Raw genomic sequence first — 19888 nt, 5'->3', positions numbered from 1 at the left:
CGGTTTCCTGTTGGCCGGACAGCCGGGAAACCAACCGAAAAGCGTAACAGCCGCACGACGGCGCGATGACGCGTCGGTGACGGATCGTCAGCCGTGCCGCGTGTCCGGCTCGCGATCGTGCTCTTCGTCGGGGGCGGATCCGGGCACCGCGTCGGCATTCTCGGGGGGCAGCGGACGGTTCTCGTCCTCGCCGCGGCGGCGGATTTCCTCGATGTCGGGGGTGATGGGGCTCGCCTCGGGGACGCGGCTCATCGGATGCTCCTTGCCAAACGCTGGAGCGGAGCGAAGGCCGGACGGACCGTCATGGTTCCCGCCTCAGGCGCAGGCGGCGCACAGGCCCTTGATCTCGACCGTGGTGCGCTTGGGGACGAAGCCCCGCTCGCCCGCCCAGCCGGCGAGGCGCGCCTCGACCGCAGCGTCGGCGAACTCGGTCACCGCGCCGCATTTCTCGCAGATCGCAAACGCCGTCAGGGCATAGGCGCAGGCGTGGGGATGGGCGCAGGCGACGAAGGCGTTGAGGCTTTCCAGGCGGTGCACGAGCCCGGTCTCAAGCAGCTTCTCCAGCGCGCGGTAGACCTGGGGCGGCGCGCGCAGGCCCTCGTCGCGCAGCGCATCGAGGATGGAGTAGGCGCTGAGCGGTCCGTCGGCCTGCTCGAGGATGTCGAACACGAGCTTCTGGTTGCGCGTCAGCGCCTTCTCGGCGCCCGCGGTCGAGGTATGGTGATGGTGGTCGTGGCTCACGCTCGATGCTCTCCCGCAAGGCCCGGCGCGTCCGGTGCGTCCCGTATTCTCGATTTGGTGGCGATCGGCGCCCGGCGAAAGGGCGCCGATCGTCTCGGCTCAGCTCGTCTTCAGCGCCTTGGCGAGTTCGCCGGCGTTGTGGCGGAACATGTCGAGATAGGTCGGGGCGGGGCCGTCCGGCGCCGACAGGCTGTCGGAGAACAGCGAGCCGCCGATCTCGGCGCCGGTCTCGGCCGCGATGCGCTCGACGAGGCGGGGGTCGGAAATATTCTCGACGAACACGGCGCGGATCTTCTCGTCGCGGATCTGGTCGATGATGCGGGCGACGTCGGCCGCCGAAGCCTCGGCCTCGGTCGACACGCCGTTCGGCGCGATGAAGGCGATGCCGTAGGCCTTGCCGAAGTAGCCGAAGGCGTCGTGCGAGGTGACGACCTTGCGCGCCTCGGCCGGCACGTCTTCGAGCTCGCCCCGGATCTCGGCGTCGAGCTCCTTCATCTCGGCGATATAGGCCGCGCCGTTCGCCTCGTAGTCGCCGGCATGGGCCGGATCGGCGGTCTTCAGCGCCTCGACGATGTTGCGGGCGTAGATCTGGCCATTGGCCAGATCCTGCCAAGCGTGCGGATCGCTCGGGCCGTGGTCGTGGCCGGCATGGTCGTGATCGTGGTCGTCGTGCGCCTCGGGCTCCTCTTGCACGAAGGCGATCGGCGTCACGCCTGTAGCCGCCACGGCGGTCTCGCCCTTGAAGCCGGACGTCGCGACGAGGCGCGGCAGCCAGCCCTCGAACTGGAGGCCGTTGGTGACAAGGAGCTTCGCGCGTCCCAGCGCGCGTGCGTCGGCCGGCGTCGGCTCGAAGACGTGGGCGTCGCCGCCCGGGCCGACGAGGGTGGTGACGGCGACATGCTCGCCGCCGATGCGGCTCGTCATGTCGCCGAGGATCGAGAACGAGGCGACGACGGGCAGGGGCTCCTGCGCATGCGCGCCGGTGAGCGACAGGAGGGCTGCGGCGCCGGCGGCAAGGCCGAGAAACAGGCGGCGATGGATCATGGGGGAGGTCTCCGGTTGGAGGGGGTCAGCCCGCCGCCAGTCCGCCCCGGAGGGCGCGGGCGGCCAGGCTGTCGACGCGCCCGACGAGAACCGACAGGGCGTAGAGGGCGCTCGCCGAGAGGATGATCGCCGGCGAGGCGGGAAGGCTGAGGTGGTAGGAGGTGAGGAGCCCGGCGATGGAGGACAGGAGGCCGACGAAAATCGCGACCATCATCTGGCCCGGCACCGATTCGGCCCAGAACCGCGCGGCGGTCGCCGGCAGCATCATGATGCCGACCACCATCAAGGTGCCGAGCGCCTGGAAGCCGCCGACGAGGTTGAGGACCACGAGCGCCACGAAGCCCATATGGACGACGCCGCCCCAGCCGCCGACCGCGCGAAGGAAGCCGGGATCGAGGCATTCGACGATCAGCGGCCGGTAGATCGCGGCGAGCGCCAGCATGGTGAGCGAGGCGATCGAGGCCATCAGGAAGAGCGCGGCGTCGTCGAGCCCGAGCACCGTGCCGAAGAGGACGTGGAGGAGGTCGATGTTGGAGCCGCGCACCGAGACGAGGAGGACGCCGAGCCCCAGCGAGAAGAGGTAGAAGGCGGCAAAGCTCGCGTCCTCGCGCAAGGTCGTGTAGCGCGACACGAGACCGGCAAGGAAGGCGACCGCCAGGCCCGTCAGGATGCCGCCGAGCGTCATGGCGAAGAGCGAGAAGCCGGCGACGAGGAAGCCGACGGCCGCGCCCGGCAGGATCGCGTGCGCCATCGCGTCGCCGACAAGGCTCATGCGCCGCAGGACGAGGATCACGCCGAGCGGGCAGGCGCCGAGGCACAGCGCGAGGCACCCGGCGAGCGCCCGGCGCATGAAGGCGTAGTCGGTGAAGGGGGCGAGCGCGAGGTCGTGGAGGCTCATGCCGCGCGGCTCCGAAGGGCGTCGGCCTCCGTGTCCAGCCCCTCCGAAAGCGCCTGCGCGCGCTTGAGGTTGCCCTCCGCCAGCGCCTCGCCGGTCGGGCTCCAGGCGACGCGCTCGCGCGCCAGCAGCAGCGTGTCGGGGAAGTATTCGCGCACGAGGTCCATGTCGTGGAGGACGGCGATCACGGTCCGCCCCTCGCCGTTCCAGCGCTTCACGAGGTCCATGAGGTCGCGCGTCGTGCGCGCGTCGATCGCGGTGAAGGGCTCGTCGAGAAGGAGAAGCCTAGCGTTCTGGAGGAGGAGGCGCGCGAACAGCGCGCGCTGCAGCTGGCCCCCCGACAAGGTGCCGATCAGCCGGTCCTCCAGCCCTTCGAGGCCGACGGCGGCGATCGCCGCCTCCACCTCGCCGGTGAGATCGCGCCCGACGCGGCCGAACGGGCCGGTGCGACGCCAGAGCCCGAGCGAGACGAGGTCGAGGACGCTGATCGGAAACGTGCGGTCGAGGTCGCCGACCTGCGGCAGGTAGCCGATGTCGCGATGCCGGACGCCGTCCACCAGCACCTTGCCGCCGGAAGCGCGCACCGAGCCCATGATGCCCTTGAGAAGCGTCGACTTGCCGGCCCCGTTGGGGCCGACGACGGCCGTCATCGAGCCCGGCGCGAAGCGGCCCGACAGACCGCGCACGGCCGCGCGCCGCCGATAGGCGAGCGTCAGGTCGCGAAGCTCCACCGACGGCGCGGCGGGCAGGACGTTCGCCTTCATGCCGAGACCGCCCAGGCGACGACGCCCCAGAGGACCAGCGTCGCCAGGAGCGCGACGGCGAGCCGCTCGAGCGCGGAGCGCCGCAGGACGGACGGGGTACGGGAGGCGATGGGTGGCATGGGGTCCCGCGGCGGCTGGAGGCGACGCGAGTGATATAACATTACATCGGCGGCAGGCAAGCCGGTTCCGCTCCCGTCCCGCCGATGGTGTCTTCCGGACGGCTGCCCGAAGACCCGGATAGGCTTCGCCCGCGCCCGCGCCACATTCACGACGCGATGACAAGCGAGGCAGCAAGCGCTATGACGCGGCGCACGCGCTGCGACGAAGCGTGGCTGCACTCGCGCGCCGGGATCGGAACGTACGATGGTTTTGGGCAGACTCCTCTTCGCGCTCACCGCCCTGGTGCTGGCCGCGCTCGCCGGTGTCCTCTTCGCGGTGGTCATCACCGCCAACGGCACGACGTGGCTCCACGTCATCCAGATCGTGCTGCTTGCGGTCTGCTGCGTCTGGCTCGCCTGGGGCTTCAACACGGCGGTGACCGGCATCCTGTTCGGCCGGACCCGCAAGCGCGAGCGCCGCACGGGCCTGCCGCCCGCCTCGCAGCACAAGACCGCGATCCTCGTGCCGGTCTACAACGAGGATGCCAGCGCCGTGATGGCGCGGGTCGCTGCGATGATCGAGGGGCTGCGCTTCATTCGGCGCATGGACAATTTCGTGTTCTTCGTCCTGTCGGACTCGACAAAGGCGGAGTGCGTGGCGGACGAGAAGCGCACGATCCTGAAGCTCGCCGGGGAGCTTGAGACCGGGTCGATCCTGTTCTACCGCAACCGCGTCAAGAACACGAACCGCAAGGCCGGCAACATCGAGGACTACGTCACCAACTACGGCGGCGCCTACGAGTACATGATCGCGCTGGATGCCGACAGCCTGATGCGGCCGGAGACGCTGGTCGAGATGGTGGCGCGCATGGACGCCGACCCCGAGCTCGCGCTCCTCCAGACCCAGCCGCTGATCATCGGCCGCAAGACGCTGTTCGGCCGCGCGCTGCAGTTCTCGGCCGCGCTCTACTCGCCGATCTTCTCGCGCGGCATCGCCGCCCTCCAGGGGCGCGAGGGGCCGTTCTGGGGCCACAACACCATCATCCGCACGCGTGCCTTCGCCGACTGCTGCGGCATGCCGAAGCTCTCGGGCACGCCGCCCTTCGGCGGCCTGATCCTCTCCCACGACTTCGTGGAAGCCGCGCTCCTGTCGCGCTCGGGATGGAAGGTGCGGCTCGATCCCGACCTCGAGGGCTCCTTCGAGGAGGCGCCCGCCAACATCATCGAATACGCCAAGCGCGACCGGCGCTGGTGCCAGGGCAACCTCCAGCACGGGCGGCTCCTTTCCGCGCCCAACCTGAAGCTCTGGAGCAAGGTATCGATGATCTCCGGCATCATGGCCTACGCGGCCTCGCCGATCTGGCTCCTGTTCCTGATCGCCTCGATGCTCGATCCGGTGCTGGCGCCCGCACCGAACTACTTCCCCGCCGACAGCCTGTTTCCCGTCTTCCCGACGCCCGAGACCGGCAAGGCTCTGCTTCTCCTTCTCGGCATCTTCCTGCTCCTCCTTCTGCCCAAGACGCTGATCGCCTTCCACACGGCGATGTCGCGGCGCGCCTCGCGCTTCGGCGGCGGCTGGGCGGTGCTGCTCGGGGCCACCTGCGAGCTGATCCTGACCAGCGCGCTCGCCCCGATCATGATGCTGTTCCAGTCGAAGGCGGTCGCGGAGATCCTGATGGCGCGCGACAGCGGCTGGCCGGCGACCGAGCGCGAGGACGAGGGCCTGCCCCTGTCGGCGGCCTTTGCGGCGAGCTGGTGGATGATGATCGCGGGCGCGGTGCTCGGCACCGTCGCCTACATCTACTCGCTGCAGCTCTTCCTCTGGGTGTGCCCGATCGCCATCCCGCTCTTCCTCGCCCCCTTCTTCATCTCGCTGACGGGCGATCCGGGCCTCGGCGAAAAGGCGCACAGATTGTCGATCTTCGACACGCCCTTCGAGACCGACCCCGAGCCGGTGATCCGCGCCGCCGCCGTGTGGCACGCCCGCCTGTCGGCGAGCCCGGAGGAGCGCAAGGACAAGGCCGAGACGGCCGGCGTGCCGCAGCCCGCCTGAGGAGACGCCCGTCATGAGCTTCGACAACCGCACCTATCATTCCGTGCGCGGCGGACTGCCGCCGCAGACCCAGCTGACCCGGCAGAGCGCCGTCTTCACCAACGCCTACGCCGTGATCCCCGGCGGTACGATGGCCGACATCACGGCGAGCGCCCTGCCGTTCTGGGAGGGCACGCGCGCCTGGATCATCGCCCGGCCGCTGTCGGGCTTCGCCGAGACCTTCTCGCAATATGTGATGGAGGTGCAGCCCGGCGGCGGCAGCGACCGGCCGGAGCCGGACGCGGGCGCCGAGGGCGCGCTCTTCGTCACCGAAGGCGAGGCGACGGTGACCGTCGACGGGGCCGAGCATGTCCTCGCCGCGGGCGGTTTCGCCTTCCTGCCGGCCGGCCGGGCCTGGAGCCTGCGCAACCGGGGCGCCGCGCCCGCGCGCTTCCACTGGATCCGCAAGGCGTACGAGGCCGTCGACGGGCTCGGCGCCCCCGGTCCGGTGTTTTCCAGCGACGCGGCGGTCGCCCCGTCGGTGATGCCGGACTGCGGCGGCGTGTGGGCGACGACGCGCTTCGTCGATCCCGCCGACATGCGCCACGACATGCACGTGACGATCGTCACCCTGCAGCCGGGCGGCGTGATCCCGTTTCCCGAGACGCACGTGATGGAGCACGGGCTCTACGTGCTGCAGGGCAAGGGCGTCTATCTCCTCAACCAGACCTGGGTCGAGGTCGAGGCGGGCGACTTCATGTGGCTGCGCGCCTTCTGCCCGCAGGCCTGCTACGCCGGCGGACCGGGTCCGTTCCGGTATCTGCTCTACAAGGACGTCAACCGGCATCCCAAGCTGCGCTGGCGCTGAACAACTTGCATCGCGGCGGCGGGGGCCGCCAAGGGGAGGGAACCATGAAGGCATCTGACAAGCGACATCTGAAGCGGGCCGGGGTCGAGGTGACGGCGCTCGGCATGGGCACGGCGCCGCTCGGCGGACTCTACACGCCGGTCGCGCTCGCCGACGCGCGCGCCGCCATGCAGGCGGCCTGGGACGCCGGCATCCGCCATTTCGACACCGCGCCGATGTACGGCCTGACGCGCTGCGAGCACCTGACGGGCGAGCTCCTGCGCGAGGAAGCGCCGGACTCCTACGTCATCTCCACCAAGGTCGGGCGCCTGATGAGCTTCGACCGCCCCGGCCGCCAGCTGCCGCCCGAAGGGCCGAAGAACGAGTTCGATTCGGGCTGGAACAGCGGTCTCACGTTCCGCGAGGTCTTCGACTACTCCTACGACGCGATCCTGCGCTCCTACGACGACTCGCGCCAGCGCACCGGCTGCCCGAAGCTCGACATCCTCTTCGTGCACGACATCGGCCGCGTCACGCACGGCGAGAAGCACGACCACCACTGGGGGGCGCTGACCAAGGGCGGCGGCTTCCGGGCGCTGGAGGAACTGCGGGCCGCCAAGCTCATCGCCGGCTTCGGCCTCGGCGTGAACGAGAACGAGGTTATCCTCGACGCGATGGAGGAGACCGATCTCGACGTCTGTCTCCTGGCCGGACGCTACACGCTGCTCGACACCTCGGCGGCCGACGAGCTTCTGCCCAAATGCGTCGAGCGCGACGTCGCGCTGGTGGTTGGCGGCGTCTTCAACTCCGGCATCCTCGCCTCCTCGTCGGGGCGCAAGAAGTTCAACTATGTCGACGCGCCGGCCGAGATCATCGAGAAGGCCGACCGGCTGCGGGCGGAGTGCGAGGCGTTCGACGTGCCCCTGCCGGCTGCCGCGATCCAGTTCCCGATGCGCCACAAGGCGACCGGCAACGTGGTGATCGGCGCGAAATCCGCCGATCAGGTCCGCCAGAACGTCGCCTGGTTCGAACAGGCGATCCCGGACGAACTCTGGCAGAGCCTCGAAGACAAGGGCCTCCTCGCGCGGGGCTGAACATGGCGGCGCCCGGTTGCCATCGGCACCGGGCGCGCCACCCTTGGGACCGATAGCCGGCTTCGCGTCGTTCCCGCCTGCGGGGCCGGCGTGCCGCGGCAAGACCGGATCGGCCGGCAGGACGGAGCGCGAATGGAGATCGAAGAGGCCAAGGGCCCGGCGCGGCGCGACGAGCTCGCCTATCGGCTGAAGCAGCAGAAGCTGCTGGCCGAGTTCGCGCGCCTCACGCTTCAGGCGCAGGACCAGGCCGCCCTGTTCCAGGGCGTGACGGAGCTCTGCGCGCGCGGTCTCGAAGCGCCCTATTGCAAGATCCTCGAATACCGGCCCACCGAAGACGACCTCCTGATGCGCGGCGGCTGGGGCTGGGGACCGGGCGAGGTGGGCGTCGCGACGCTCGGCGCCGATCTCGAATCGCCGGCCGGTTACGCCTTCCACACCGGCGAGTCCGTCCTGTCGAACCACCTGACCGATGAGACGCGCTTCCGCACGCCCAAGCTTCTGGCCGACTACGGCATCCGGCGCGCGGTGAACGTCCTGATCGACCGCGGCGGGCGCCAGCAAAGGGCGTTCGGCGTGCTGGAGGTGGACAGCCCCGACGCCGGCGACTTCGACGCGTCTGACGTCGATTTCCTGTCGGGCTGCGCGCGCATTCTCGGTGCGGCGATCGAGCGGGTCGAGACCGACCGGCACCTCAAGGAGGCGATCGAGACGCAAGGGATGCTGACGCGCGAGATGAACCATCGCGTCAAGAACAGCCTCGGCGTCGTCGCCGGCCTCTTGCGCGTCAACTCCAACGTCGTCGCCGACCCCAAGGCGAAGGCTGCGCTGGTGGACGCCGAGGCCCGGATCATGACGATCGCGCGCGTCCACGACCACCTGTGGAAGGGGGCGAGCGTTACCGAGGTCGACCTGTCGACCTTCCTCGACGACCTCTGCTCGCAGCTCGGCTTCGCGACCGCGGGGCTCGAGATCCAGTGCCGCGCCGACGCGGTGGTGGTCAGCGCCGACAAGGCGATCCCCGTCGGCCTCATCGTCAACGAGCTCGTCACCAACGCGGTGAAATACGCCTACGACGAAGGCCAGCCCGGCGTCGTCGAGGTCTCGCTCTGGCAGAAGGGCAGCCGCGCCATGGTGCGCGTGCGCGACCGAGGTCGGGGCCTGCCCGACAGCTTCGACCTCGAGGCCGCGCGCAAGAGCTTCGGCATCCGCGTGATCCTCAGCCTCGTGCGCCAGCTCGATGCCGAGCTGACGGTCGAGAGCGTGCCGCGCGGCGCCTCGTTCCTCCTGTCCTTCGACCCGGTCACCGGGTCCTGAGGCGACGACGGGCCCGCCGGAACGGGCCCGGAGCCGTCAGAGGACGGGCAGGGCCCCGACGATGCGCAGCGACAGGCCTTCCCAGGGGTCGAGCACGATGCGCAGCTCGCCGTTCTCGGTGAGATCGCCCTCGATCGTCTCGTTGATCATGTCGACCACCGGGCCGGAGCGCACGTTCGGCAGGATCACGGTCTCGTCCACCGGATCGCGGCCGAAATTGAGGGCGGTGACCTGCGTGCCGCGCCCGTCGGGCAGCTCGTGCACCATCAGGAGAAGGCCCGGCGTCGTCACGTCCGGGATCATCGTCTGGCGGCTGGCGGCGATGCCGTAGGCCTCGCGAACGGCGAGCAGCCGCTTCAGCTGCGAGGCGAAGGAGCCGGGCTGGCCGAGCTGCTCGTTGATCGGGCCGTAGAGCGCGCGCGCCCGCGGGAGGCCCTCGGCGGAGGTCGCCGCTTCCGGGTTAAGGCCGATGAGGTCGTAGGCGCCGCGCTCGATCCAGCGGGTGTCGCCGTCCTGCATGTGCTCGGCGACGGCTTCCGGCGGCAGCGGCAGCGCGCCGACGAGATCCCAGCCCGACAGGGCGAAGATGCCGGGCTGGAAGGCGTTGTACATGGCCATCAGGAGATGGCCGCGCTGGATTTCGGCCTTGTCCTCGTCGGTGATCGCCGACAGGTCGGTGATGCCGAGCGCCGCGGTGACGACGCTGGCCGAGGTGCAGGCGATGCCGTTGGTGACGAAGCGAAGGTTATAGGGCGCGTTGGTGCCCGACAGCTTTTCGTACATCGTCTCGCGGATGCGGGTGCGCAGCGTGCGACCCTGCCAGGTCTGGCCGCCGAACGTGTAGATGTCCTCCGAATGGAGGGTCCAGAAGTGGACGAGCTCGGTGGTCAGCTCGTCGTGGTTCTGCATGGCGTGGATCAAGGAGGCCGGGTCGATGCCGAACTCGTGGACCATGCGCAGCATCATGCGCAGGAATTCGGTGTCGCCGGTCAGGAGCGCGTGCTGGTAGGCCGGGCGCGTGATGAAGTCGTAGGAAAGGTCCGCCCCGCCCTTCGACATCGAGGCGATGTCGTCGACCGTGAGGTTCAGCTCCTGGAACGAGAAGCCGCCGGCCTTGCGCACCATGCCCGCGAGCAGCGCGTTGCCGGTGACCGACAGCGGATGGCTTTCCGACCAGGCCGGACCGTCCATGCGCTTTTCGACGCCGAGGAAGCCGTTGGCGTCGAGGCGCAGGCCCCGCGCGCCCATCTGGTCGATCGAATGGAGCGCGTCGCCGATGATCATCTGCTGGGCGGCGAAAGTCGGATCCAGCCAGTTGAGGCTCGGCTGGCCCTCCTTGAAGTAGTGGAGATAGACCCAGCGCCGCGTCACGCCGTCGACGCCGGTGACGGGGCCGGTGGCGCTCCAGTCGGTTTCCTTGACGCCCGGCTCGAAGAAGATGACGCGCTGCAGCTGGCCGACGATGTAGCCCTTCTCGCGCAGGGTATCGACGGTCGGCGGCGACAGGTTCACCGCGTCGCGCCCTTCCGGCACCGCCGGGAGCAGGCCCCAGTCCTCCTCCGGGATCGCCACCATGTGGTAGAGGCCGGGATAGGACGAATGGTTCATCTCGGCGAGGCGGAAGTCGACGCCCTTGCCGGTATGGGCCGGGATCACGTCGTCGATCACCACCGCGTTGTGCGCGGCGGCCATGCGCGAGATCGCGACGAACTCCTCGGCCGTGCCGAAGGACGGGTCGATGTCGAAGCCGATGCGGTCGAAGTTGCCGTCGATCGTCGGCGTGTAGGCACCGTCGCGCCAGCCGCCGGCGCGCTTCGTCGGCCCGGTATGGATGCCGCGCACGCCGATCGAGGAGAGCGCCGACCACAGCTGCTGGTCGCCGAGCGTCGCCAGCACCGTCTCGCCCGGCCGCGTGACGATCGAGGCGGGATAGGCGGTGAACCAGACGGGCGCGACGGCCGAGGCGATGCGCGGGCGCGTTTCGGCATAGGGACGCTGCCAGAAGCGGCCCTGGCCGCCGTAGTTCTCGGCGAAGCGGCGCGCCTGGTGCAGCATCGAAGTTTCGACCATCTGGTCGACCGTTGCGGTGTCCGGTGCGCTCATCGAGGCTCTGCCCTTCTGGTCTCTCGTGTCGCAAGGCCGGAACGCCACCGGCGCCGTCCTCGCGAGGCCCCATCTAAGGGCGAGCGGGCCGCCGGCCAGACCCGAAGGATCATCGCCGCCCTCCGGTATCGGACAGGACGCGGCGGATCGCGAAGGAGGAATTGATCCGCGACACGGCCGGAAGGCGCGACAGGATCTCCTTGTGGATGCGCTCGTAGTCGCCCGCCCCTTGCGCCTCGACGCGCAGCAGATAGTCCTCCGCGCCCGTCATCAGGTAGCATTCGCGGATCTCGGGATGCTTCAGCACCTCCGCCTCGAAGCGGTGCAGGACGTCCTCGGTCTGGTGCTCCAGCGTGATGCGCACGATCACGACATGCGCGTCGTCGCCGCCGGGCCCCGCCACGATCGCGGTGTAGCCGCGGATCGCCCCGGACTCCTCCAGCATCTGGACGCGGCGCAAGCAGGCCGAAGGCGACAGGCCGACCTCGGCGGCGAGCGCGACGTTGGTGGCGCGGGCGTTGCGGCGGAGCGCCCGGATCAGGGCGCGGTCGATGCGGTCCATGCGAAGATCGTTGCGCCCGTTCGAAGGAAATGTCGGATCGGCAGTGAAATTAGCACATTCTGCCGCAGTTCGGCATGTCCTTCGACGATCCTTCGACCATCATGGATGCCGGATCGCTCGGGGGAACTCGCCGTGAACGCCATGCCGCATTCGACGCAAACGCATGCCCCCGTCACCGGCTCCGCCGGCGGTGTCCTGACCGTCGATCTCGGCGCGATCGCCCGCAACTACCGCGCGCTGGTGGCGCTTGCCGGGGGTGCGGCCGTCGCGGGCGTCGTCAAGGCGGACGCCTACGGGCTCGGCATGGCGCGGGTCGCCCCGGTGCTTCTGGAGGCCGGCTGCCGGACCTTCTTCGTCGCCCACTTGTCCGAGGCGCTGGCGCTGCGCCCGATCCTCCCCGAGGGCCTCGAGATCTTCGTCCTCAACGGTCTTCTGCCGGGCGACGAGCGTCTGTGCGCCGAGACCGGCATTCGGCCGGTCCTCAACTCGCTCGATCAGGTCGAGGCCTGGAGCGAAGCGGGACGGTCGCTCGGTCGCCCGCTGCCGGCGGCGATCCAGGTCGACAGCGGCATGTCGCGCCTCGGTCTCGCACCGGCCGAGGTCGGGGCGCTCGTTGCCGCGCCCGAGCGGCTGCGCGGTGTCGACACCGTTCTCGTCATGAGCCACCTCGCCTGCGGCGACGAGCCCGAGCATCCGGCGAACGCCGCGCAGCTTGCCGCCTTCCGGGCGCTGTCCGATCGCCTGCCGCGGGCGCGCCGTTCGCTCGCCAACTCCGCCGGCCTCTTTCTCGGCGACGCCTACCGCTTCGACCTCGCGCGACCGGGCATCGCGCTCTACGGCGGCGCGCCGACCGGGGGGCGCCCCAATCCGATGGCGCCCGTGGTGCGTCTCGACGCGCGGGTGATCCAGCTGCGCGAGGTGCCGGCGGGTGCGGGCATCGGTTACGGCTTCACCGCCGTCGCCGAGCGGGCGATGCGCCTTGCGACGCTCTCGGTCGGCTATGCCGACGGCTGGCTGCGCTCGGCCTCGAACCGCGGCGCCGTCTTCTACGCAGGACGAAAGCTGCCGATCGTCGGGCGCGTGTCGATGGATTCCGTCATCGTCGATGCGGGCGATGCGCCGGTGCGGGCCGGCGACCTCGTCGAGCTCATCGGCCCCCATGCCAGCCTCGACGCGGCGGCGGCCGCGGCGGGCACGATCTCCTACGAGATCCTGACCTCGCTCGGGAGCCGCTACGAGCGCCACTACATATCGAACAACGCTGCAGGAGAGCGGGCATGAAGGTCGTCGTCCTCGGAGCCGGCATCATCGGCGTCACCTCCGCCTGGTACCTGATGAAGGCGGGCCACGAGGTGATCGTGGTGGACCGGCAGGAGGGGCCGGCGCTTGAGACGAGCTACGCCAATGCCGGCGAGGTATCCTTCGGCTACTGCAGCCCCTGGGCGGCGCCGGGCATCCCGCAGAAGGCCATCAAGTGGCTGATGATGGAGCACGCACCCCTCATCCTGCGCCCCAAGCTCGACCGCGCCATGCTGTCCTGGCTGACGAAGATGCTCGCCAACTGCACGGCCGGGGCCTATGCGCGCAACAAGAGCCGGATGCTGCGCCTCTCGGACTACAGCCGCGTCTCGCTCGCCGAACTTCGCCGCGACACCAACATCGCCTACGACCAGCGCATGCATGGCACGCTGCAGCTCTTCCGTAGCCAAGCCCAGCTCGATGCCTCGGCCAAGGACGTGAAGGCGCTTGCCGCCGACGGCATCCCCTACGAGGTGCTCGACCGCGAGGGCTGCATCCGCGCTGAGCCGGCGCTCGCCCACGCGCGCGACAAGATCGTCGGCGGCCTCCAGACCCCGCAGGACGAGACGGGCGACTGCTTCAAGTTCGCGAATGCCCTCGCCGAGATCGTCGCCTCGCGCGGCGTCGAATTCCGCTGGGGCCGCACCGTGCGCCGCATCCTCGCCGAGAACGGCCGGGCGGTCGGCGTCGCGACGGATGCCGGCGACATCCGGGCCGACGCCGTGGTGGTGGCGATGGGGTCCTATTCGCCGGTTCTGGTGCGCCCGCTCGGGATCAAGCTGCCGGTCTATCCGGTGAAGGGCTATTCGCTCACCATCCCGATCGTCGACGAGACGCGCGCGCCCGAATCGACCGTGATGGACGAGACCTACAAGATCGCGATCACGCGGCTCGGGACCCGCATCCGCGTCGGCGGCATGGCCGAAATCTCCGGCTTCACCAACGACCGCTCCGAGCGCCGGCGCCGCACGCTAGAGCATTCGGTCACCGACCTCTTTCCCGGCGGCGACACCGCCCGCGCAGACTTCTGGTCGGGCCTCCGGCCGATGACGCCGGACGGAACGCCGGTGATCGGGCCGACGAAGGTGAAGGGGCTCTTCCTCAACACCGGCCACGGCACGCTCGGCTGGACGATGAGTTCGGGCTCGGGCCGGCTTCTCGCCGACCTCGTGTCGGGCGCCACGCCCGACATCGACGCGCGCGACCTGTCCGTCGCGCGCTACGGCTGACCGGCGCTCAGATCCGGCCGACCGGCTTCTCCTCCTCGGTGCGGATGTCGCCGTAGCGCTCGGGATGCCGGTCGAACAGCGCGCGCACATAGGAGCAGGCCGGCACCACGGTCTTGCCCTCGCTCCGTGCGAAGGCGACCGCGTGGTCGACGAGCTTCTCCGCGATGCCCTGGCCGCGCAGGCGCTCGGGCACGTAGGTGTGGTCGAAGATCAGCGAGTTCTGGATGCCGGCCGGCGCATAGGTCAGTTCGGCCCGGTCGTCGCCCTCGCCATAGGCGAAGACGCCGGTGCGGCCCTGATCCTCGTGAACGATCTGCATGGGGCGTGATCCCTTGTGTTGCGGTTCCCTTCGCGCCTAGACGCCCGTCCGCCCGGCCCGTTCCATCAAACCAATGCGAGCGCGACGAGGCCTTCGGGCTCCGCAGGGTTAAACGACCCTTAACCCCGTTTGTTTACCTTGACCGCAAAGAGCCGGAGCCCGAGGGGTGCGCGCCGTCGAAGGACGCGTGCGCCCCCGCGGCGGCGTCCGGGCAGGCAGCAGGCGAAGGGCAGCGACATGGCATCGATCGAGGCGCGGGACGAGGGGACGGGATCGATGGCACGACCGGCACGCTTGGGCCTCGGGGTCGGTCTGGTCGGCTTGGCGCTGTGGCTGGCGACCGCCTTTGCCACCTGGGCGGTGGACGACCCGTCGCTCAGCTACTCCAACGACAATCCGGTCCGCAACATGGCGGGCGCGGGCGGCGCGGTGGTCGCCGACCTCGCCATGCAGGTCTTCGGCCTCGGCGCCGTCCTCGTTCCGCTGGTGCTGGCGATCCGCGGTATCCTGTGCCTCGTCGGCCGCCGCGCGGGCCGCGCCGGCCAGCGCGCCTGGGTGGCGCTCGGGGGCCTCGCGCTCGCCAGCGCCGCGCTCGGCTCGCTCGAGGCGCCGGCCGGCTGGCCGCTGCCGATCGGCCTCGGCGGCATCGTCGGCGACCTCCTTCTCAAGATCCCGGCGCTCGCGACCGGCGCCTATCCGACGGGCGCCTGGAGCTTTGCCGCGGCCGCGCTCTTCGCCGCCCCGGCGCTCTGGTGCATCCTCCACGGTGCCGGCCTCGTCGGCGCGCCGGACGAGCCGGTGGCGCTGAGCGCCCGCCGCGCGTCGAAGGCCGAGGAGGACGACGGCGAGGGCCGCCTGGCGCTTCTCGCCGGTGCCGCCAGCCACTGGGCCTACCGCATGCGCTCCGCCGCCGCGCGCGTGACGCAGTCGGTGCCGGTGCTCGGCCGCCGCGAGGACCCGTTCTCGCACCGCGACTGGGACGCCGACGCGCCCTTGATGCCGCCGGCCCCGCCCGCCCGGTTCCGCGACGGCGCGGCGGCGCCCGCCGCCCGGCGCGAGGTGCGCGTCGTGGTGCCGCCTGAGTTCCGCGAGCCCGCCTTCGACGAGCCGGTGGCCGATCACGACGAGCGCGCCTGGGCCGAGGTGCCCTATGCGCCCGAGCCCGCCGTGCCGGCGAGCCCCCGCGCGCCTGCCGCCGCGGCCCCCGAGCCGGAGGCCGCCGCGCCCACGCGCCGCACGGTCGACACGAGCCGCGCCACGGTGCGCCACGGCCGCTCCGACTGGAACGGCTCCTACAAGATGGCGCAGCGCCAGGCCGCGATCGAGGCGGCGGCCGCCGCGGGCCGCGCCGAGCCGACCTTCGGCCCGGACGGGGACGGCGACGAGGACGTCTTCGAGACCGGTGCGCCCGAGGATCGCGGCGTCGTCGGCTACGACGACATCCACCGCCACGACGCGCCCGCCTTCCACGACGACCAGCCGCCGTTCGAGGCGCACGAGGACCATGCGCCGTATCTCGGCGACGACGGCCGCCTGTCGCTCGAGGAGCGGATCGCGATGGAGGAGGACGAGGCGCGCCTCGAGGCGCCCGAGCGCGCCCCGGCGCCGGAAGAGAGTGGCGGCTGGCGCGACTTCATCGCCAACAACATCGTCGCCTTCCCCGGCCTGAAGCGCGCGCCGAAGGCGGAGGCCGAGTTGCCGCGCGCCGCGCCCGTCGAGCCGCGCATGGCCCCCGCCGCCCCGCAGCCAGCCGCCCCGGCGCCGCGCGGGCCCATGTTCGAGCGCCCGGCGCGCGTCGTGCCGCAGGCCGCAGCCGACGCCACGTCGCGCCAGTCCTCGCGCGCGCGTCTCGCCGAACTCGGCAACGCGGCCCTCAACGCCGAATTCGAGCTGCCGCCGATCGAGCTCCTGTCGCCGCCCAAACCCCGCAACCGCGACAACACGCTGACGCCCGAAATCCTGCAGGAGAACGCGCGCCTTCTCGAAGGCGTTCTCGACGACTTCGGTGTCAAGGGCGAGATCATCGAGGTGCGCCCCGGCCCGGTCGTCACGCTCTATGAGCTGGAGCCCGCGCCCGGCATCAAGTCGAGCCGCGTCATCGGGCTCGCCGACGACATCGCCCGTTCGATGTCGGCGATCGCCGCGCGCGTCGCTGTCATCCCCGGCAAGAACGCGATCGGAATCGAACTGCCCAACGCCAAGCGCGAGACCGTCTACTTCCGCGAGATGATCCAGTCGGAGACGTTCGCGGGCGCCAAGGCGAAGCTGGCGCTGGCGCTCGGCAAGACGATCGGCGGCGAAGCCGTTATCGCCGATCTCGCGAAAATGCCGCATCTCTTGGTGGCCGGCACCACGGGCTCAGGCAAATCCGTTTCGATCAACACGATGATCCTGTCGCTCCTCTACCGGATGAGCCCGGCCGAGTGCCGCATGATCATGATCGACCCGAAGATGCTGGAACTGTCGATCTACGACGGCATCCCGCACCTTCTGGCGCCGGTCGTCACCGACCCGAAGAAAGCCGTCGTCGCGCTGAAGTGGACGGTCAAGGAGATGGAGGATCGCTACCGCAAGATGTCGAAGGTCGGCGTTCGCAACATCGACGGCTTCAACACGCGGGTGTCGTCCGCCATCGAGCGCGGCGAGACCATGTCGCGCACCGTGCAGACGGGCTTCGACCGCGAGACCGGCGAGCCGATCTTCGAGTCGGAGGAGTTCGACCTCCAGCCGCTGCCCTACATCGTCGTCATCATCGACGAGATGGCCGACCTGATGATGGTCGCCGGCAAGGACATCGAAGGCACCGTCCAGCGTCTTGCGCAGATGGCGCGCGCCGCCGGCATCCACGTCATCATGGCGACGCAGCGCCCCTCGGTCGACGTCATCACCGGCACGATCAAGGCGAACTTCCCGACCCGCATCTCCTTCCAGGTGACGTCGAAGATCGACTCGCGCACCATCCTGCAGGAGCAGGGCGCCGAGCAACTGCTCGGCATGGGCGACATGCTGTTCATGGCCGGCGGCGGGCGCATCCAGCGCGTCCACGGCCCCTTCGTCGACGACGCCGAGGTCGAGGAGGTCGTGAAACACCTGAAGGCGCAGGGCACGCCCGAATATCTCGACGCGATCCTCGAGGAAGAGGACGAGGACGGCGGCGCGGCGGCCGGCGGCTCGGGCAGCGGTTCGGGGGGCGGCGAAGAGTCGGCCGACCTCTACGACCAGGCGGTGGCCGTGGTCCTGCGCGACGGCAAGGCCTCGACCTCCTACGTCCAGCGCCGGCTGCAGATCGGCTACAACCGCGCCGCCTCGATCATCGAACGGATGGAGCGCGAGGGCATCGTCGGCCCCGCCAACCACGCGGGCAAGCGCGAGATCCTGGTGCCGACGGACAATGCCTGACGAGCCGGAAGGCGAATTCCTCTTCCACCGGCCTTACATCTCGCCGTCCGCACGGCGCTTGTTCAAGCGGGCGACGACAAGCAGGCATGAGCGGCATCGTTTCCGCATCATGCCGAGGACGCTGCGCTCGGTTCCCGCTCTCGAGCGCGGTCTGCGGCTTCGCGTGGCTGCGGTACCCTTCGCACTTTGGGGTATCGCTGCGCTCGCCTCGTTGCGTCTGTCACCCGAGTTCAGGCAGCTCTTGCTCACACTGGTGACCTACTACCTCGCTCCCATGATGCTTTACGGGATTTGGACCGTCGCATTTCGCAGGCGCCCGCTGAAGGTTTCAAGGTATCCTTGGACGTTCGGGATCGACGGTCTTGTTCTGGCGTGTAAAACCGCACTCATAGCGTTTGCTGCCTGTCCCTTCATACTTTCCCTTTTCGACCACCTCTTTGGGGAGGGGCGAGAGCCGGGCCGATCCATATTGGGCGTCTCGACATTCGATATTACCTTTCTCATGTTTCTGAGCGTCGCGCCCATGACGATCGGTGCCGGGGTCGGATCCTGGGTTCTTTACAACATCATCGGAACCGGGCACCGCCGACGGCTTTACGAAGCGCTGACGCAGGCGCGCGCCGCACGCTAATTTCTTGCCGACTTCTTGCCGACTGACCGCACCGGAATAGCTTCGCCGGATGAACCAGAGTTCATTTGAATTGCCGCAATGGAGCCGATCTGAGGCTGTATCGACGGGTCGATCCCGGTGCCGCTCTTCTTCGGCCCGCCCCACGCTTCGAGGACTTGTACGACCCATGACAACTCAACGTGGACGCATCGCCGGCGCCGTTCTCACGCTCGCCCTCATTGCCGGCGCATCGCTGTCCGGACACTCGCTCGCCCACGCTCAGACCGCGACCGCCGCCGCGCAGCGCGTGGCCGACCATTTTTCCGGCGTGAAGTCGATGAAGGGCAACTTCGTCCAGTTCGACGCGGCAGGAAACCAGACCGAGGGCACGTTCTTCATGGAGCGGCCCGGCAAGATCCGCTTCGACTATTCGGGCTCGCCGGTGCGCGTCATCGCCGACGGCAGCCAGGTCGCGGTGAACAACCGCAAGCTCAACACCTGGGACCTCTACCCCCTGTCGAAGACGCCGCTGAAGCTGCTTCTCGACCAGCGGATCGACCTGTCAGCCGCCAACATCCAGAGCGTGAAGGAAGGGGCTGACCTCACCACGATCGTGATGGGCGACAAGTCGATCTTCGGCAATTCGCGCATCACCATGATGTTCGACCCCTCGACCATGGACCTGCGCCAGTGGACGATCCGCGACGCGCAAGGGAAGGACACGACCGTCATGGTCTACAATGTCGTGGAGGGCGGCGCGGTGGACGACAAGCTGTTCAACATCCCCTACGCCAACATCCGCGGCGGCATGACCGGCAATCGTTGACGGAAACGGGCGTGGCGGGCCGGGGTTGTGCCTCCAGCCCGCGGCTCCATCGCGCCGCCACCCGGAACACCCGCCCATGCGCCCGATCCCGGTCCTTGCCGCCCTCGGCCTTCTCGCCCTCTCCGGCTGCACCACGATGACGCCGGCCGAACGACGCGCCGCGGACGAGGCCCGCTGCCGCGACTACGGGTTCCGGCCGCGCACCGACGCCTTCGCCGCCTGCCTGCAACGCATCGATCTCGACCGGAGCGAAGACCGCCGGGCGCGTGTCTACGGCGGGCCGGGCTGGAACGGCGGCATCGGTGTCGGGGTCGGTGTCGGCCGGATCGGCTGGTAGGCGCCGCTCACCTGAAGAAGGCGAGCATCGCCGTCAGCGTCTCGTCCGGCGCCTCCTCGACCAGGAAGTGGCCGCTGTCGATCGCCTGGCCCGACACGTCGTCGGCATAGCCCTTCCAGACCTCGACCGGGTTGCCGTGCCTGGCGGGCGTGCCCTTGGCCCCCCATAGCGCGAGGACCGGGCAGGCGATGCGCCGGCCGGCGGCCCGGTCCTCCTCGTCGTGGCGCCGGTCGATCGTGGCGCCGGCGCGGTAGTCCTCGCAGACGCCGTGGATCGTGTCGACGCGCGAGAAGGAGCGGCGATACTCGGCGAGCGCCTGCGGCGCGAAGGGCGCGGTGGACTGGTTGGCGGTCCAGCTTGCCAGCGTGTGGTCGA

19 protein-coding genes and 1 pseudogene are annotated in these 19888 nt (G+C 69.8%); 10 read left to right on the top strand and 10 right to left on the bottom strand.

What is annotated here, in order from left to right:
• Window positions 1–87: 87 nt before the first annotated feature.
• The 6 genes from QZ753_RS08640 to QZ753_RS08615 form a co-directional block, all read right to left on the bottom strand.
• The gene (locus tag QZ753_RS08640; RefSeq protein WP_294642815.1) at window positions 88–252 is read right to left on the bottom strand and encodes a hypothetical protein; all 165 of its coding nucleotides are present in this window, start codon (window positions 250–252) and stop codon (window positions 88–90) included.
• Window positions 253–315: 63 nt separating this feature from the next.
• Window positions 316–741, bottom strand: a complete 426-nt coding sequence (locus QZ753_RS08635) for a Fur family transcriptional regulator (RefSeq protein ID WP_294642813.1) — start codon at window positions 739–741, stop codon at window positions 316–318.
• A gap of 99 nt (window positions 742–840) precedes the next feature.
• Window positions 841–1785 carry a metal ABC transporter substrate-binding protein gene (locus QZ753_RS08630; RefSeq protein WP_294642811.1) on the bottom strand — a complete coding sequence of 315 codons (945 nt, stop codon included), beginning with the start codon at window positions 1783–1785 and terminating at the stop codon, window positions 841–843.
• A gap of 25 nt (window positions 1786–1810) precedes the next feature.
• Complete coding sequence (locus tag QZ753_RS08625; protein WP_294642809.1) at window positions 1811–2683, bottom strand: metal ABC transporter permease; 873 nt, start codon at window positions 2681–2683, stop codon at window positions 1811–1813.
• Window positions 2680–3444 carry an ABC transporter ATP-binding protein gene (locus tag QZ753_RS08620; RefSeq protein WP_294642808.1) on the bottom strand — a complete coding sequence of 255 codons (765 nt, stop codon included), beginning with the start codon at window positions 3442–3444 and terminating at the stop codon, window positions 2680–2682. The genes QZ753_RS08625 and QZ753_RS08620 overlap by 4 nt, the downstream gene beginning before the upstream one ends.
• Window positions 3441–3563 (bottom strand): hypothetical protein, encoded by a 123-nt coding sequence (locus QZ753_RS08615; protein WP_294642805.1) that lies wholly within the window; start codon window positions 3561–3563, stop codon window positions 3441–3443. The genes QZ753_RS08620 and QZ753_RS08615 overlap by 4 nt, the downstream gene beginning before the upstream one ends.
• Before the next feature lie 214 nt (window positions 3564–3777).
• Between QZ753_RS08615 and mdoH the strand changes: the two are divergent.
• From mdoH to QZ753_RS08595, 4 genes and pseudogenes are all read left to right on the top strand, one after another.
• Window positions 3778–5595 (top strand): annotated as a pseudogene (gene mdoH / locus QZ753_RS08610) (glucans biosynthesis glucosyltransferase MdoH); the annotation flags it as partial.
• A 13-nt stretch (window positions 5596–5608) separates the two neighbouring features.
• A complete protein-coding gene (locus QZ753_RS08605) occupies window positions 5609–6442 on the top strand; it encodes a bifunctional allantoicase/(S)-ureidoglycine aminohydrolase (protein WP_294642803.1) in 834 nt (277 codons plus the stop codon).
• Between the two features lie 44 nt (window positions 6443–6486).
• Complete coding sequence (locus QZ753_RS08600) at window positions 6487–7515, top strand: aldo/keto reductase (protein ID WP_294642801.1); 1029 nt, start codon at window positions 6487–6489, stop codon at window positions 7513–7515.
• Window positions 7516–7647: 132 nt separating this feature from the next.
• Entirely contained in the window at window positions 7648–8829 is a 1182-nt protein-coding gene (locus tag QZ753_RS08595) for a histidine kinase dimerization/phosphoacceptor domain -containing protein (RefSeq protein WP_090963485.1), read from the top strand.
• A gap of 36 nt (window positions 8830–8865) precedes the next feature.
• On the opposite strand, the gene treS is transcribed toward QZ753_RS08595, so the two are convergent.
• Both treS and QZ753_RS08585 read right to left on the bottom strand, forming a co-directional pair.
• Entirely contained in the window at window positions 8866–10932 is a 2067-nt protein-coding gene (gene treS / locus QZ753_RS08590) for a maltose alpha-D-glucosyltransferase (protein ID WP_294642799.1), read from the bottom strand.
• Window positions 10933–11041: 109 nt separating this feature from the next.
• A complete protein-coding gene (locus QZ753_RS08585; RefSeq protein ID WP_294642797.1) occupies window positions 11042–11494 on the bottom strand; it encodes an Lrp/AsnC family transcriptional regulator in 453 nt (150 codons plus the stop codon).
• 141 nt (window positions 11495–11635) lie between these two features.
• On the opposite strand from QZ753_RS08585, the gene alr reads away from it, so the two are divergent.
• Together alr and QZ753_RS08575 are read left to right on the top strand one after the other, a co-directional pair.
• A complete protein-coding gene (gene alr, locus QZ753_RS08580; RefSeq protein ID WP_294642827.1) occupies window positions 11636–12775 on the top strand; it encodes an alanine racemase in 1140 nt (379 codons plus the stop codon).
• Window positions 12772–14022 carry a D-amino acid dehydrogenase gene (locus tag QZ753_RS08575; protein WP_294642794.1) on the top strand — a complete coding sequence of 417 codons (1251 nt, stop codon included), beginning with the start codon at window positions 12772–12774 and terminating at the stop codon, window positions 14020–14022. Before alr ends, QZ753_RS08575 begins: the two co-directional genes overlap by 4 nt.
• 7 nt (window positions 14023–14029) lie before the next feature.
• Here QZ753_RS08575 and QZ753_RS08570 read toward each other — a convergent pair whose 3' ends face one another.
• Window positions 14030–14341, bottom strand: a complete 312-nt coding sequence (locus QZ753_RS08570; RefSeq protein ID WP_082505803.1) for a GNAT family N-acetyltransferase — start codon at window positions 14339–14341, stop codon at window positions 14030–14032.
• Window positions 14342–14578: 237 nt separating this feature from the next.
• On the opposite strand from QZ753_RS08570, the gene QZ753_RS08565 reads away from it, so the two are divergent.
• From QZ753_RS08565 to QZ753_RS08550, 4 genes are all read left to right on the top strand, one after another.
• Entirely contained in the window at window positions 14579–17740 is a 3162-nt protein-coding gene (locus tag QZ753_RS08565) for a DNA translocase FtsK (protein WP_294642792.1), read from the top strand.
• Complete coding sequence (locus QZ753_RS08560) at window positions 17733–18371, top strand: hypothetical protein (protein ID WP_294642791.1); 639 nt, start codon at window positions 17733–17735, stop codon at window positions 18369–18371. The genes QZ753_RS08565 and QZ753_RS08560 overlap by 8 nt, the downstream gene beginning before the upstream one ends.
• Window positions 18372–18537: 166 nt before the next feature.
• Window positions 18538–19176 (top strand): outer-membrane lipoprotein carrier protein LolA, encoded by a 639-nt coding sequence (locus QZ753_RS08555; RefSeq protein ID WP_294642790.1) that lies wholly within the window; start codon window positions 18538–18540, stop codon window positions 19174–19176.
• Between the two features lie 76 nt (window positions 19177–19252).
• Window positions 19253–19513, top strand: coding sequence for a hypothetical protein (locus tag QZ753_RS08550; RefSeq protein ID WP_294642789.1), 261 nt, complete (start codon window positions 19253–19255; stop codon window positions 19511–19513).
• A 7-nt stretch (window positions 19514–19520) separates the two neighbouring features.
• Here the strand turns inward: QZ753_RS08550 and QZ753_RS08545 are convergent.
• A partial coding sequence (locus QZ753_RS08545; protein ID WP_294642788.1) for an alpha/beta hydrolase occupies window positions 19521–19888 on the bottom strand: 368 nt, incomplete at its 5' end.

It is taken from the genome of uncultured Aureimonas sp., assembly GCF_913775355.1.
GTDB lineage: Bacteria > Pseudomonadota > Alphaproteobacteria > Rhizobiales > Rhizobiaceae > Aureimonas.
Note: the sequence above shows the minus strand (reverse complement) of the source record. Positions and strands in the feature narration are given on the sequence as shown.

Coding starts and splice junctions, on each gene's coding strand:
- QZ753_RS08640 (WP_294642815.1), bottom strand. CDS start 252: ATGAGCCGCGTCCCCGAGGCGAGCCCCATCACCCCCGACATCGAGGAA.
- QZ753_RS08630 (WP_294642811.1), bottom strand. CDS start 1,785: ATGATCCATCGCCGCCTGTTTCTCGGCCTTGCCGCCGGCGCCGCAGCC.
- QZ753_RS08625 (WP_294642809.1), bottom strand. CDS start 2,683: ATGAGCCTCCACGACCTCGCGCTCGCCCCCTTCACCGACTACGCCTTC.
- QZ753_RS08620 (WP_294642808.1), bottom strand. CDS start 3,444: ATGAAGGCGAACGTCCTGCCCGCCGCGCCGTCGGTGGAGCTTCGCGAC.
- QZ753_RS08615 (WP_294642805.1), bottom strand. CDS start 3,563: ATGCCACCCATCGCCTCCCGTACCCCGTCCGTCCTGCGGCGCTCCGCG.
- QZ753_RS08605 (WP_294642803.1), top strand. CDS start 5,609: ATGAGCTTCGACAACCGCACCTATCATTCCGTGCGCGGCGGACTGCCG.
- QZ753_RS08600 (WP_294642801.1), top strand. CDS start 6,487: ATGAAGGCATCTGACAAGCGACATCTGAAGCGGGCCGGGGTCGAGGTG.
- QZ753_RS08595 (WP_090963485.1), top strand. CDS start 7,648: ATGGAGATCGAAGAGGCCAAGGGCCCGGCGCGGCGCGACGAGCTCGCC.
- treS (WP_294642799.1), bottom strand. CDS start 10,932: ATGAGCGCACCGGACACCGCAACGGTCGACCAGATGGTCGAAACTTCG.
- QZ753_RS08585 (WP_294642797.1), bottom strand. CDS start 11,494: ATGGACCGCATCGACCGCGCCCTGATCCGGGCGCTCCGCCGCAACGCC.
- alr (WP_294642827.1), top strand. CDS start 11,636: ATGCCGCATTCGACGCAAACGCATGCCCCCGTCACCGGCTCCGCCGGC.
- QZ753_RS08575 (WP_294642794.1), top strand. CDS start 12,772: ATGAAGGTCGTCGTCCTCGGAGCCGGCATCATCGGCGTCACCTCCGCC.
- QZ753_RS08570 (WP_082505803.1), bottom strand. CDS start 14,341: ATGCAGATCGTTCACGAGGATCAGGGCCGCACCGGCGTCTTCGCCTAT.
- QZ753_RS08565 (WP_294642792.1), top strand. CDS start 14,579: ATGGCATCGATCGAGGCGCGGGACGAGGGGACGGGATCGATGGCACGA.
- QZ753_RS08560 (WP_294642791.1), top strand. CDS start 17,733: ATGCCTGACGAGCCGGAAGGCGAATTCCTCTTCCACCGGCCTTACATC.
- QZ753_RS08555 (WP_294642790.1), top strand. CDS start 18,538: ATGACAACTCAACGTGGACGCATCGCCGGCGCCGTTCTCACGCTCGCC.
- QZ753_RS08550 (WP_294642789.1), top strand. CDS start 19,253: ATGCGCCCGATCCCGGTCCTTGCCGCCCTCGGCCTTCTCGCCCTCTCC.